This window comes from Duganella radicis, from assembly GCF_009720825.1.
In the GTDB taxonomy this organism is placed as follows: Bacteria; Pseudomonadota; Gammaproteobacteria; order Burkholderiales; family Burkholderiaceae_D; genus Rugamonas; species Rugamonas radicis.
This window is the reverse complement of sequence record NZ_WNKY01000046.1, coordinates 35,648-48,717: the sequence shown is the minus strand read 5'-3', so window position 1 is coordinate 48,717 and position 13,070 is coordinate 35,648. Positions and strand designations below refer to the sequence as shown.

Annotated in this window: 7 protein-coding genes and 2 tRNA genes; 6 read left to right on the top strand and 3 right to left on the bottom strand. The window is 67.7% G+C overall.

Annotated elements, in window-relative coordinates; translation table 11 throughout:
* Positions 1–174: 174 nt before the first annotated feature.
* Both GM676_RS26225 and GM676_RS26220 read right to left on the bottom strand, forming a co-directional pair.
* Positions 175–251 (bottom strand) — tRNA-Asp (locus GM676_RS26225).
* Positions 252–272: 21 nt separating this feature from the next.
* Positions 273–348 (bottom strand) — tRNA-Val (locus GM676_RS26220).
* Between the two features lie 114 nt (positions 349–462).
* Between GM676_RS26220 and GM676_RS26215 the strand changes: the two genes are divergently transcribed.
* From GM676_RS26215 to GM676_RS26205, 3 genes are all read left to right on the top strand, one after another.
* The gene (locus tag GM676_RS26215; protein WP_155467149.1) at positions 463–1,734 is read left to right on the top strand and encodes an MFS transporter; all 1,272 of its coding nucleotides are present in this window, start codon (positions 463–465) and stop codon (positions 1,732–1,734) included.
* Positions 1,735–1,799: 65 nt separating this feature from the next.
* Complete coding sequence (locus GM676_RS26210) at positions 1,800–2,156, top strand: nuclear transport factor 2 family protein (protein ID WP_155467148.1); 357 nt, start codon at positions 1,800–1,802, stop codon at positions 2,154–2,156.
* Between the two features lie 33 nt (positions 2,157–2,189).
* On the top strand, positions 2,190–3,008 hold the full coding sequence (locus GM676_RS26205) for a helix-turn-helix domain-containing protein (RefSeq protein WP_155467147.1): 819 nt from the start codon (positions 2,190–2,192) through the stop codon (positions 3,006–3,008).
* On the opposite strand, the gene GM676_RS26200 is transcribed toward GM676_RS26205, so the two are convergent.
* A complete protein-coding gene (locus GM676_RS26200; protein ID WP_155467146.1) occupies positions 3,005–3,838 on the bottom strand; it encodes a substrate-binding periplasmic protein in 834 nt (277 codons plus the stop codon). The genes GM676_RS26205 and GM676_RS26200 overlap by 4 nt on opposite strands.
* Before the next feature lie 80 nt (positions 3,839–3,918).
* On the opposite strand from GM676_RS26200, the gene dinB reads away from it, so the two are divergent.
* The 3 genes from dinB to GM676_RS26185 all read left to right on the top strand — a co-directional run bounded on the left by dinB (position 3,919) and on the right by GM676_RS26185 (position 13,005).
* Positions 3,919–5,064: a DNA polymerase IV gene (dinB, locus tag GM676_RS26195; RefSeq protein ID WP_155467145.1), complete on the top strand. Its 1,146-nt coding sequence runs from the start codon at positions 3,919–3,921 to the stop codon at positions 5,062–5,064.
* Between the two features lie 72 nt (positions 5,065–5,136).
* Positions 5,137–6,033 (top strand): recombination-associated protein RdgC, encoded by an 897-nt coding sequence (locus tag GM676_RS26190; protein ID WP_155467144.1) that lies wholly within the window; start codon positions 5,137–5,139, stop codon positions 6,031–6,033.
* Positions 6,034–6,189: 156 nt separating this feature from the next.
* Positions 6,190–13,005, top strand: coding sequence for a beta strand repeat-containing protein (locus GM676_RS26185; protein WP_155467143.1), 6,816 nt, complete (start codon positions 6,190–6,192; stop codon positions 13,003–13,005).
* The last annotated feature ends 65 nt before the right edge of the window (positions 13,006–13,070 follow it).

The following is a 13,070-nucleotide window of genomic DNA, read 5'->3' as shown; positions in this document are numbered from 1 at the left end:
TCCACTGCATCGACCACCCCCTGCTTAAAAGTCAGGGTGTAGTCGCCTTGAGTCCGCTTTCGTCCAGTTCCCATCTCGCTCTCCTAAGAAAAGGCGGGAAATGACAACTTAACCCAGGACGGGTCACAGAAATGAAAAAGGCCCGATGCGAACATCGGGCCTTTTTCGGAATATTGGCGGAGCGGACGGGGCTCGAACCCGCGACCCCCGGCGTGACAGGCCGGTATTCTAACCAACTGAACTACCGCTCCAATTCGTTTTTATAAGTTGTCTGGTGGGTGCTGAGAGGGTCGAACTCCCGACCTACGCCTTGTAAGGGCGCCGCTCTACCAACTGAGCTAAGCACCCAGAAAACTTATCAGCGTTGTTTCATTTTACTGCGACAACTGCTGAACGAGGCCGTATTCTATAGGAGGCTGATTCACTTCCGCAAGGGTTTTTGAAAATAATTTAGAAAATTCCATGAATAACAATCTTGATGGTCTGTACAAACGCGTCAGCTGGCGGCTGATGCCTTTCCTGTTCCTGTGCTTCGTGGCGGCCTATCTGGACCGCGTCAACGTCGGCTTCGCCAAATTGCAGATGCAGGCCGACCTGCAATTCAGCGATGCGGTCTATGGCATCGGCGCCGGCATCTTCTTCATCGGCTACTTCATTTTCGAGGTGCCCTCGAACCTGTTGATGACGCGCGCCGGCGCGCGCATCTGGATCGCCCGCATCATGATCAGCTGGGGACTGATTTCCTCGGCGCTGATGTTCACCAGCAGCGCCGCCACCTTCTACGTGCTGCGCTTCCTGCTGGGTGTGGCCGAAGCAGGCTTCTTCCCCGGCATCATCCTGTACCTGACCTACTGGTATCCGGCCGCGCGCCGTGCGCGCATGGTGGCAGTGTTCATGAGCGGCGTGGCGGTGGCCGGCGTGGTGGGCGGGCCCTTGTCCGGCTGGATCATGAAAGCGTTCGCCGGCGTCAACGGCTGGAACGGCTGGCAGTGGCTGTTCCTGCTGGAAGGCTTGCCCTCGGTGCTGATCGGCGTGTGGACCCTGTTCTATCTCGACGACGGCATCCGCGCCGCCAGCTGGCTCAGCGAGCAGGACAAGCTGGCGCTGGAGCGCGAGATCGCCGCCGACCGCACCCGGCAACAACACCTGCCGCTGGCGCGGCTGTTCCGCAGCGCCAAGGTGTGGCTGCTGGCGCTGGTGTACTTCCTGTGCGTGATGGGCTTGTATGGCGTGAGCTTCTGGCTGCCGCAACTGATCAAGAACAGCGGCGTGAAGGATGTGTTCGATATTGGCCTGTTGTCGGCCGTGCCTTACCTGGTGGCGGCGGTCACCATGGTGCTGGCCGCGCGCCACTCGGACCGCACGGGCGAGCGCCGCTGGCACACCGCCGGCGCCGCGCTGGCCGGCGCGCTGGGCCTGGTGGCCGCCACCATTTACAGCGACCACACCGCGCTCGCGCTGGCGGCGCTGAGCGTGGCCACGGCCGGCATCCTCAGCACCTTCCCGATTTTCTGGAGCTTGCCGACCGCGCTGCTGGGCGGCACGGCGGCGGCGGCCGGCATCGCCATGATCAACTCGATCGGCAACCTGGCCGGCTTCGTGGCGCCGTATCTGGTGGGCGCGGTGCGCGACGCCACCGGCAGCACGGCCAGCGGCATCTACCTGATCGCCGCCAGCCTGCTGGCCGGCGCGCTGCTGGTGGTGACGGCGGTGCGGCGATTACCTGGGACGTAATCGCCGCCGCTGAACGATCTCCGCACAATGAGGCTTCCTAACCACCTCACTCAAAGGAGATCATCATGAGCAACCCCGCCAATATCGCCACCCAATACCTGGCCGTCTGGAACGAACGCGACGCCGCCGCCCGCCGCGCATTGGTGGCCCGCATCTTCAGCCTCGACGCCGACTACCTCGATCCGATGATGCGCGGCGCCGGTCACGACGGCATCGACGCCATGATCGCCGGCGCCCAAAGCCACTTCCCCGGCCACCGCTTCGCGCTGGACGGCACGCCGGACGGCCACAACGACGTGGTGCGCTTCTCGTGGACGCTGTCCGGTCCCGACGGCCAGCCGGTCGCCAACGGCACCGACGTGGCGCGCGTGGCCGCCGACGGCCGCCTGGCCAGCGTGACCGGCTTCCTCAACGCGGCGTGATAGATTACGCCATCCCATCCATCCGGAGACGCCATGAGCCCACGCGACCAGTACTTCAGCGACTTCGCCGCCGCCCTGAAGTACTGGCGCGGCAAGCGCGGCTACAGCCAGTTGAAGCTGTCGACCGAGAGCGACATCTCGCAGCGCCACATCAGCTTTCTGGAAAGCGGCCGCTCGCAGCCAAGCAAGGAATTGATCCTCAGGCTGGGCATGGTGCTGGAGGTGCCCTTGCGACAACGTAACGCCATGCTGCTGGCGGCCGGCTACGCGCCGGCCTACCAGGAACGCGATCTGTCCGATCCGGAATTGAGCGCGGTGCGCCAGGCATTGGAATTCATGCTGGCGCAGCAGGCGCCCTATCCGGCGCTGGTGGTGGACCGCCTGTGGAATCTGTTGATGCTGAACGAACCGGCCGCCCACATGCTGCGCTGGCTGCACGGCCTGCCGCCGGAAGTACAGTTTCCCACCGACGGCTCGCTCAACGTGATCCGCCAGACGCTGGACCCGAACGGCCTGCGCCGCTACCTGCCCAACTGGGAAGAAGTCAGCGCCGACCTGCTGCTGTGGATACAGCGCGAAGCCATGAGCGACGGCCCCGGCAGCGAGGCCACCCTGCTGCTGAGCGATCTGCTGGCGCTGCCCGGTGTGGCCGACATGGCGCGCCTGCCCAATCTCGACCGGCGCGCCTTGCCCTTCCTGCCGATGACCCTGCGCAAGGACGATGTCGAGCTCAATCTGTTCACCGCCATCGCCACGCTGGGCACGCCGCACGACGTCACCGTGCACGAACTGCGGGTGGAAACTTTCTTCCCGGCCGACGACGCCAGCGCCAACTGGTTCAGGCGGCGCTAGCGGGGCGGCGGCAGCGCGTCGAGGATCTCGCGCGGGCCGTCCAGGTACAGCCGCTGCATGGCGTCGGCGTCCAGATAGTGCTCGTAGAATTTCTGTATGCTGCCGTCGGCCACGATGGAGCGCAGCGCGTTGGCGTAGCGTTGCAGCACCTCGGGCGGCACCTTGTTGGAGACATACAGGCCCAGCAGGGTGCGCGGCGCTTCCGCCACGGTGGTGGCGCTCATCTGGCCGACCAGGCCGAACTGGCGCTGGTTCTGCATATGGATGGTGAGCGGCGCCAGCGTGCCTTCGGCGCGGCCGGCCAGGATTTTACGGAACACCACGCCAAAATCATTGACGTATTCCAGCCGCCCTTGTTGTTGCAGGCGATCGAATTGCGCCTGGATGGCCGCGTTGTAGAAAATGCCGCGAATGACGTTCAGGCGCGCCGTGCTGCGCTCGACAAACTCGGCCAGGCTGTGGAATTTGCCAGCCTCCCTGTTGAGCAGGACCAGTTCAAACCGGGAGTAGGTGTAGGGCAGCAAGGTGCCGTAGCGGTCGCGCTCGGGCGTGCGCAGCGAGGCGCCCGTGAGGCCCAGTTGGCCGCTGAAGAACTGCGCGTACAGCCGGCTGCGCGGATACCAGAGCACGCTCAGCTTGCAGCCGCTGCGCCGTTGCAATTCCTCCACCACATCGATGCTGATGCCGCGGATGACGTCGCCATCCTGATAGGAGGAATAGCCCAGATCGCTGACGCCGACCGTGGCGGGCGGGCAAGCGCTGTCCGTCGCCGCCGCCTGGGCACAGGCGAGCGGCAGGCACAGGGCGAGCAAAACGGTGCGTTTGGTCATGCACCGAGTGTAGCATCGGAAACTTGCATGTCGGTGGCTTTCGATGGATACTGTGTTTATTTACAGTATCGTTTTGCATCATGGCTGACGCCGACCGCCGCATTGCCCACATTGACATGGATGCGTTTTTCGCATCGGTCGAGCTGTTGCGCTATCCGCAGCTGCGCGGCCAGCCGGTGGTGATCGGCGGACGCGGCAACGCGCCCGAGCAGCGCGCCGACGGCACGCTGGTGTTCAAGCGCCTGCGCGACTACGTCGGCCGGGGCGTGATCACCACCGCCACCTACGAGGCGCGCGCCTTTGGCGTCGGCTCGGCCATGGGCATGATGAAGGCGGCCAAGCTGGCGCCGGACGCCATCCTGCTGCCGGCCACCTTCGACGCCTACCGCCATTACTCGCGCCTGTTCAAGGAGGCGGTGGCGTCCATCGCGCCCGATATCGAGGACCGCGGCATCGATGAAATCTTTGTCGACCTGACCCACGTGGCAGGCGAGACGCGCGCGCTGGCGGCCCGCATCAAGCAGGCGGTGCAGGAAGCCACCGGCCTGACCTGCTCGATCGGCGTCACGCCCAACAAGCTGCTGTCGAAAATCTGCTCCGACCTGGAAAAACCGAACGGCCTGACCGTGCTGGGCTTCGACGATATTCCCGCGCGCATCTGGCCGCTCAATGTGCGCAAGGTGAACGGCATCGGCCCCAAGGCCACCGCCAAGCTGGCGTCGCTGGGCATCGAGACCATCGGCCAACTGGCGCACACCGACGCCGGCCTGTTGCAGGATTATTTCGGCGCCCATTACGCGGCCTGGCTGGCGCGCGCCGCGCGCGGCATCGACGAGCGCGGCCTTTCCACCAGCCGCGAAAGCAAATCGATCTCGCGCGAAACCACCTTCGAACGCGACCTGCACGCGCGCCAGGACCGCGAGACCCTGTCCGGCATCCTGACCACGCTGTGCGACCGGCTGGCGGACGACCTCCGGCGCAAGGGCTACGTCAGCCGCACCATCAGCATCAAGCTGCGCTACGACGATTTCCAGATCGTCAGCCGCAACGTCACCTTGCCGCTGCCGGTGGCCGACGCGGCCGCCATCCTGCAAGCGGCGCGCGAATGCCTGAAACGGGTGCCGCTGCAACGCAAGCTGCGCCTGCTCGGCGTGCGCGCCAGCACGCTGGAACCGCCCGGCATGGCGCGCACGCCACACCCGGTGCAAGGTGAACTCTTCGCTTGAGACCGGGCGGCGCGCAGCGTGTAAAATGGCGCTCCTTTTGCATTTACTTCTGAAACAAGGCCTATCAACTTTATGTGGTTCAAGAATCTACAGATTTACCGTCTGCCGGCCCCTTGGGCCTACACCCCCGAACAACTGGAACAAGCGCTGGCCGGCCAGGCCTTCACCCCGGCCAGCAGCAATGAATTGCTGCGCCAGGGCTGGGACAAGCCGCGTCCGAACGGCGGCCTGGTCCATGTGGTCAACAAGCAAATGCTGATCCTGCTGGGCACCGAGAAAAAACTGCTGCCAAACAGCGTGATCAACCAGGTGGCCAAGGCGCGCGCGGCCGAGATGGAAGAAGCCCAGGGCTTCGCTCCCGGCAAGAAGGCCATGAAGGAATTGAAGGAACGCGTGGCCGACGAACTGCTGCCGCGCGCCTTCTCGATCCGCAGCAATGTCTGGACCTGGATCGACCCGGTCAACGGCTGGCTGGTGGTGGATGCCGCCAGCCCGGCCAAGGCGGACGAAGTGATCAAGCTGCTGCTGAAGGCGGTCGACCGCATGCCGCTGGAAAGCCTGCGCGTGCAGCGCTCGCCGGTGGGCGTGATGACCGAATGGCTGCAAACCGACGAGGCGCCGGCCGGCTTCACGGTCGACATGGACACCGAGCTGCGCGCCACCGGCGAGAGCAAGGCGGCGGTGCGCTACGTCAAGCACTCGCTGGACCCGGAAGAGGTGCGCCGCCACATCGCCAACGGCAAGCAGTGCACCCGCCTGGCCATGACCTGGGACAGCAAGATTTCCTTCGTGCTGACCGAACAGCTGGCCATCAAGGGCGTCAAGCCGCTCGATGTGCTGGACGAGAAGGACGCCGGCGTGCGCAACGACGACGAACGTTTCGACGGCGATTTCATGCTGATGACCGGCGAATTGTCCAAATTGATGGCGGACGTGGTGGAGGCGCTGGGCGGCGAAGCCAAGGCCTGAGTTTCCCCATCCTTGCCTGTCAGATAAAAATGCCGCCAAATCAATGATTTGGCGGCATTTTTTTGCGCTGGTGCGACGCAAAAAAATCGCTATTGCCATGTGGAAATTAAGGTAATCTCTGCTATAGTGAAGAGTCTTAGCAAAAAAGGAACTCTTATGAGCGGGCCCATCGGATTAAGCACCCAGCAAATCGCCGCCTTGCCGGTGTCGGCCATCGCTGCCTGGACCACCGATGACATGCTGGATCTGGTGACGGCGCAGGTGGCCGCCTTGCGTACCGATCAGGTGGCCGCGCTCAGCAGTTTGCAATTGTCGGCGCTGGCCCCGGCCAATATGACGGCCATGACCACGCAGGACGTGGCCGCGCTCAAGCCGGCCGTGCTGAACGCCGCCGGCGTCGCCGCGCCGGCGCTGATGGGGGCGCTGACCAGCAATCAGATCGCCGCCCTCGGCACGGCCCAGGTGGCGGCGCTGGGCACCAGCGCCTTCAGCAACCTGGCGCCCGGCGCCATCGCGGCGTTTGAAACCGCCGACCTGGTGGCGCTGAGCACCGCCAATATCGCCACCCTGGACGCGTCCGACATCGGCGTCATGCTGAGCCAGCAATTCGCCGCGCTCGGCAGCCGCCAGATCGCCGCCTTTTCCACCGATGAGCTGCAAGCCATCGCCAGCGACAGCTTCGCCGCCTTGAGCACGCAGGTGATCGCCTCGCTGGGCAGCCAGCAAATCGCCGCCCTGACCGCCGGCCAGATCGTGGCCCTGAGCACCCGCCAGGCCGCCGTCCTGAGCTCGGCGCAATTGGCCGCGCTCGGCACGGACAACGCCGCAGTGCTGCAAGCGGCCGACCTGGGCGCCATGAAGACCGCCGCCATCGCCGGCCTGACGACCGCGCAGATGGCGGTGTTGAGCGCGGCGCAACTGGCCGGTTTCACCACCGCGCAATTCGCCGCGCTGAGCACGCGTCAGGTCGCGGCGCTGGGCAGCGCCGCGCTGGCCGGCTTGCCCACCGCCGACATCGCCGCGCTCAGCACCGGCGTGGTCGCGGCGCTGGGGACCGCCATGCTGGCCCAGTTGAACACCGACCAGATCCGCGCGCTCACCACCCGGCAGATCAACGCCATGGGCAGCGCCCAGTTCGCCGGGCTGCACAGCGACCAGATCGCCAACTTGCGCACGGCGCAGTTGAGCGCGCTGGGTTCGCGCCACATGGCCGGCCTGTCCACCGACGATATCCTGGCGCTGGACGGCGGCGATCTGCCTTACCTGAGCACCGCCGCCCTCGCCGCGCTGAGCACGCTGCAAATGGGGACGCTGGGCGGCAGCAGCTACAGCGCCATCGCCACCCTCGGCACGGCACAGATCGCCGCCCTGCGGCCGGACACGCTGGCGGCGCTGAATGGCGACCAGGCCGCGTTCCTGACCAGCCGCCAGGCCGCGGTGTTGAGCAGCCAACAGATCGGCGCGCTCTCCACCGCGGCGGTGCGGGCCTTGCCGGGCAGCGACATCGGCGTGCTCAGGACCTCGGCCATCGCCGCCCTGAGCACCCAGCAGATGGAGGCGCTGACCAGCGCGCAACTGGCCGCGTTCACCACCAGCCAGTTCGCCGTGCTCACCAGCCGCCAGCTGGCCGCCCTTGGCAGCGATACGCTGGCCGGGCTGTCCAGCGCCGACCTGAGCGCCCTCACCCCCAGCGCCGTGCCGCTGCTGAACCCCCAGCTGTTGCAGGCGTTGAACACGACGCAGGTGGCGGGCCTCGGTTCGCGCCATCTGGCGGTGATGAGCAGCGCGCAGATCGCCGCCCTCACCCCCGCCCACATCGCCTCGCTGGGCAGCCGGCAAATCGTCGGCCTGGGCTCGCTGCAAATCGCCGCGCTCAGCGACGACGACGTCGCCGCGCTGGGCAGCGGCGCCCTGCGCGCCCTGACCACCAGCGCGGTGGCCGCGCTGAATTCGACCCAGCTGGCGCTGCTGGGGGGCGACGCCAGCCTGCTGGGCGTGCTCGGCACCGCGCAAATCGCCGCCCTGCGCACCGCCGCGCTGACCGGCATCACCCTCGACCAGATCGCCGCCCTGACCACGGCGCAGGCCGCCGTGCTGAGCAGCAGCCAGGCGGTCGCCATGGCGGACAAGCTGACGGCGGCGCTGGAGACGGCCGACCTGGCGGTCCTGCGCACCCAGGTCATCGCCAGTCTGAGCACCGCGCAAATGGCGTTGCTGAATCCCGACCAGGTCAGCGCGCTGACCACGCTGCAAGCCAGCGTGTTGAGCAGCGCGCAGTTCGCCGCCCTCGACCTGACGGCCCTGGCGGGCTTGCAGAGCGCGGATCTCGGCGCGCTGTCGACCGGCGTCATCGCCACCCTCGCCACCGATCGCCTGAGCGCGCTGGCCACCGAACAACTGGCGGGGCTGAGCACGCGCCAGATCCGTGCCCTCGGCGCGGACCAGTTCAACGCGCTGACCACGGAGCAGATCGCCAGCCTGCGCTCGGCCCAGATCGGCAGTCTGACTTCGCGCCAGATCGCCGGACTGGGCGTCGACGCCGTGGCCGCGCTCAGCAGCGCCGGCGTGGCCGCCCTGGGCACCAGCGCGATCGCCGCGCTCAGTTCGGATCAACTGGCCGCCCTGGACATGGATGTACAAGCGCTGGGCACGCAACAAATCGCCGCCCTGCGCACCCACACGCTGGCCGGGCTGACCGGCGATGAAGTGGCGGCCCTGAGCACGCGCCAGGTGGCGGCGCTGGGCAGCGACCAGCTGCGCGCCTTGCGCACCGACGCGCTGGCGGCCATGGAGGCGGTCGATTTCGCCGCCTTGCGCACCGCCGCCATCGTCGGCCTGAGCACGCAACAAGTCGCCGCGCTGACCAGCGACCAGCTGGCGGCGATGACGGCCGCGCAGTTCCTCGCCCTGAACACCCGCCAGCTGGAAGCCCTGCCCAGCGATGCCATCGACGGCTTCTCCAGCGCCAGTCTGGCGGCGCTGGGGCCGGCGTTTATCGCCGCCTTCACGCCGGGCATGATCGCCGGCCTGAGCTCGAACCAGCTCAACAGCCTGAGTTCGCGGCAATTCGGCGTCTTCAGCAGCCAGCAATTGCTGGCCCTGAGTCCTGACCAGGTGGCCACGCTGGGGACGCAGCAACTCCTCGGCCTCAACACCCGCAACCTGCCGGGCCTGGAAGCCGACGATATCGCGGCCATCGGCAGCGACGGCCTGCGCGCGCTGAGCACGGCCATGTTGCAGGCGCTGAGCACGGCGCAATGGGCGGCGCTGGGGGCCGACCCGGCCGGTAACCTGTTCGGCACGCTGACCACCACCCAGATCAGCTCGCTGGGCACGCGCGCCATGGCGGCGCTGACCCCCGACCAGATCGTGGCGCTGAGCACGGCGCAAGCCGCCATCCTGAGCAGCCGCCAGCTGAGCGCGCTCAGCACCGACGACATCGTGGTGCTGGAGACGGCCGACCTGGCCGCGTTGCGCACCGCCACGCTGAGCGCGCTCAGCACGCGGCAGGCGGCGGTCCTCAGCAGCGACCAGGTGGCGGCGCTGACCAGCAGCCAGATCGCCGCGCTGACGGCGGCCCAGTTCTCGGCGCTCAGCTCGGACGGCCTGCAAGGTCTGGAACTGAGCGATATTGCCGTGTTGAACACCGGCGTGATCGCCGGCCTGTCGGGCCGCGCGCTGGCCGCGCTGTCCACCGACCAGGTGGCGACCCTGAGCACGCGCCAGATCGTCGCGCTGGGCACCCAGCAGTTGAACGCCCTGAGCAGCGACCAGGTGTTCAGCCTGCGGTCGGCGCAGGTCGCGGCGCTGGGTTCGGCGCAAGTGGCCGCCCTGTCGCCGGACGAGATCGCGGCCCTCAACACCGACAACCTGGCGGCGCTGAAGCCGGCCGTGCTCGCCGCCTTGAACGCGGCCCAGTTGAGTGTGCTGGGCAATGACCCTTATGGCGGCGGCGAGAGCGCCATCTGGGCCCTGAGCACGGCGCAGATCGCCGCCTTGCGCGCGGCCGCCCTGTCCGGCCTGCGCCCCGAGCAGGCGCAGGCGCTGACGTCGGATCAGGTGGCCGCGCTCAGCAGCGCCCAGCTGGCGGCGTTGCCGGACGCCGACTTGCGCGTGTTCGATCTGGAGGACATCGCCGCGTTGAAAACCAGCGCCCTGAAAGGCCTGTCGCCGACGCAGCTGGCGAGCCTGACCGGCGACCAGTTCGGGGTGCTGAGCACCGCGCAATTCGCCGCGCTGGGCACGCGGGCACTGAGCGGTTTGACCGCCGAGCAGGCGACCGCCCTCAGCCTGGGCCAGGTTGCCCTGCTGGGCAGCGCCCAGCTGGCGGCGCTGTCGCCCGGCGCGATCGCCGGCCTGACGGCGGAAGATGTGGCCGCGCTGCAAACGCGCGCCATCGTTGGCCTGGGCACCGCGCAAATGATGGCGCTGAGCGCCGGCCAGCTGGCGGCCCTGGTGACCGCCCAGGTCGCCGTGTTGAACAGCCGCCAGATCAACGCCTTGTCCGACAGCGGCATCAGCGGCTTGAGCGGCGACAGCCTGCCGGTCCTGAGCACCCAGGTGATCGCCGGCCTGCGCAGCGGCGTGTTGTCGCAGCTGAGCGCGGACCAGTTGCAAAGCCTGGCCACGCGCCAGATCGCGGTGCTGGGCTCGAACCAGATCGCCGCCCTGGCGCCGTCGCAGATCACCGCGCTGAGCGAGCGCCAGGTGGCCGCGTTTGGCACGCGCCAGATGGCCGGGCTGTCGCTGGCCGCCATCAGCGCGCTCGACACCGATATCGCCGCGCTGAGCACGCAGGCGGTGGCCAGCTTGTCCACCGCGCAGATCACCGCGCTGGGTGTGAGCGACGCCGGCGCCGGCACGCCCGAGACGTTCTTCCTGCTCAACAGCGCGCAAATCGCCGCGATCAGCACCAGCGCGCTGCGCGTGCTCAGCGGCACGCAGATCCGCGCCCTCGACGCCAGCCAGGTTGGCGCGCTCAGCATCAAGCAACTGAATTCGCTGTCGCCCGCCTTCCTGAGCGCCCTGAGCGGCGCCCAGCTGCGCGGGCTGGGCACCGCGCAGCTGGCGGCACTGAGCACGCTGCAACTGGCCAGTCTGAGCGTTAGCCAGCTGTCGGCCCTCAGCGCGGACCAGGTGCGGGGCTTGACGGCGGCCCAGTTCGCCAGCCTGCCGACCGCCAGTGTGAGCGTGCTTGGCACCGCTGCGTTGGCGGCGCTCAGCGTGGCGGTGGTTGCCAGCCTCACCTCGGCGCAGCTGAACGCGCTGGGTAGCAACGGCCTCGGCATCGCCGCCCTGGGCACGGCGCAGATCGCCGCGCTCAGCACCAGCGTCTTCAGTGGCCTGAGCACGCGGCAAGTGGCGGCCCTGACGGTGGAGCAGGTGGCGGCCCTGAGCGGTGCGCAGGTGGCCTCGTTGCCGCTGACGGTGGTGGGCGCGATGGAAGCCGCCGATGTCGGCGCCTTGAAATTGTCCGCGGTGGCGGCGCTGAAAACCCAGCAATTGCTGGCTTTGAAAGGCAGCCAGATCGCCGCGCTGAGCGCCAGCCAGGTGGCCGTGCTGGGCAGTGCCCAGCTGGGCGCCTTGTCGGCGGCGCAAGTGGCGTATCTGGACCCGGAAGACGTCGCGGTCATCAGTCCGACCTTGTTGAACGCCGCGGCCAAGGATGGCAATTTGCTGGCGGCCATGAACGCGGTGCAACTGCGTGCCCTAAGCGAAGCGCAGTTCGCCGCGCTCAGTTCGGCCGCCGTGGCGCGCCTGATCCCGGCTCAACTGGCGGCGGTCGACGCCGCCGACATCGCGGCGCTGAGCGTCAGCGTGATCCGCTCGCTCACCGATGAACAACTGCTGGCGTTGACGACGCCGCAAGTGCAGGCGTTGACGCTGGCGCAAATGGCGGCGCTCAAGCCGAGCGACAGCGCCAGCCAGTTCACGGCGGCGCAGATGGCCGCCTTTTCCGGCGCCCAGCTGGCGGCCATGAGCACGGCCATGATCGCCGACCTGAGTCCTGACAATCTGAGGGCGATCGGACTGGACGACATCGCCAGCCTGGCGACCCAGCAAATCCGCGCGCTGACGCCGTTCCAGATGTCGTCGCTGAGCAATGCGCAGCTGGCGCAACTGACCGTCACGCAAATGCGCGTGATGACCTCGACCCAGTTCTACGCCCTGTCCGCCGCGCAGCAGGCGGCGTTCAGCGCCGAGCAGAAAGCGGCCATGACCTTTGTCACGCCGCTGGTGCTGGACCTGGATGGCAATGGCGTGCGCACGCTCGGCCTGGACGCCGGCGTGCGGTTCGACCTGGCCGCCAGCGGCGACACGCGCGCCACCGGCTGGGTCGGTGCCGGCGATGGCTTGCTGGCGCTGGACCGCAATCACGATGGCGTGATCAACGACGGCGGCGAACTGTTCGGCTCCGCCACCAGGCTGGCCGATGGCGGCACCGCCAGCAACGGCTACGAAGCGCTGGCCGCGCTGGACGGCAATGGCGACGGCAAGGTCGACGCCAGGGATGCGCTGTTTGGCGCGCTGCGCGTGTGGGTGGACGCGGATGCCGACGGCGTCAGCCAGGCCAGCGAACTGAAAACGCTGGACCAGCTGCGCATCACCAGCCTCAATCTGGACGTGCGGCGCGGCGATGCGGTCGATCATGGCAACCTGATCGGATTGACCTCGACCTACACCACGGCCGATGGCCAGTCGCACGCGGCGGCCGATGTCTGGTTCAGGCAAGGCCTGAGCAGCAAGGTCAGCGGCCTGACACAAGCCATGTCCAGCTATCAGGCAGGCACGGCGCAACCGGCCGCCGCCGGCAGCCCGCTGGCGCAACAGGCCGCGCGCCTGGGCGCCGCGCTCCAGCAATTCGCCAGCGCCGCGCCGCTCGGCGACGCCGTGCATACCGAGCACGACAGCTTGCAGCGTCAGGCGCGGCAAGCTTGCACCACGCAAGGCCTGCTCGCCGCGCCGCGTTAATTTCCTTTGCCCCCGGCTAGCCGCGTGTGCGGCGGCCGGGTTCGTCCGCCGGTCCATTTCAGCGT

Coding starts and splice junctions, on each gene's coding strand:
- GM676_RS26190 (WP_155467144.1), top strand. CDS start 5,137: ATGTGGTTCAAGAATCTACAGATTTACCGTCTGCCGGCCCCTTGGGCC.
- GM676_RS26200 (WP_155467146.1), bottom strand. CDS start 3,838: ATGACCAAACGCACCGTTTTGCTCGCCCTGTGCCTGCCGCTCGCCTGT.
- GM676_RS26210 (WP_155467148.1), top strand. CDS start 1,800: ATGAGCAACCCCGCCAATATCGCCACCCAATACCTGGCCGTCTGGAAC.
- dinB (WP_155467145.1), top strand. CDS start 3,919: ATGGCTGACGCCGACCGCCGCATTGCCCACATTGACATGGATGCGTTT.
- GM676_RS26185 (WP_155467143.1), top strand. CDS start 6,190: ATGAGCGGGCCCATCGGATTAAGCACCCAGCAAATCGCCGCCTTGCCG.
- GM676_RS26215 (WP_155467149.1), top strand. CDS start 463: ATGAATAACAATCTTGATGGTCTGTACAAACGCGTCAGCTGGCGGCTG.
- GM676_RS26205 (WP_155467147.1), top strand. CDS start 2,190: ATGAGCCCACGCGACCAGTACTTCAGCGACTTCGCCGCCGCCCTGAAG.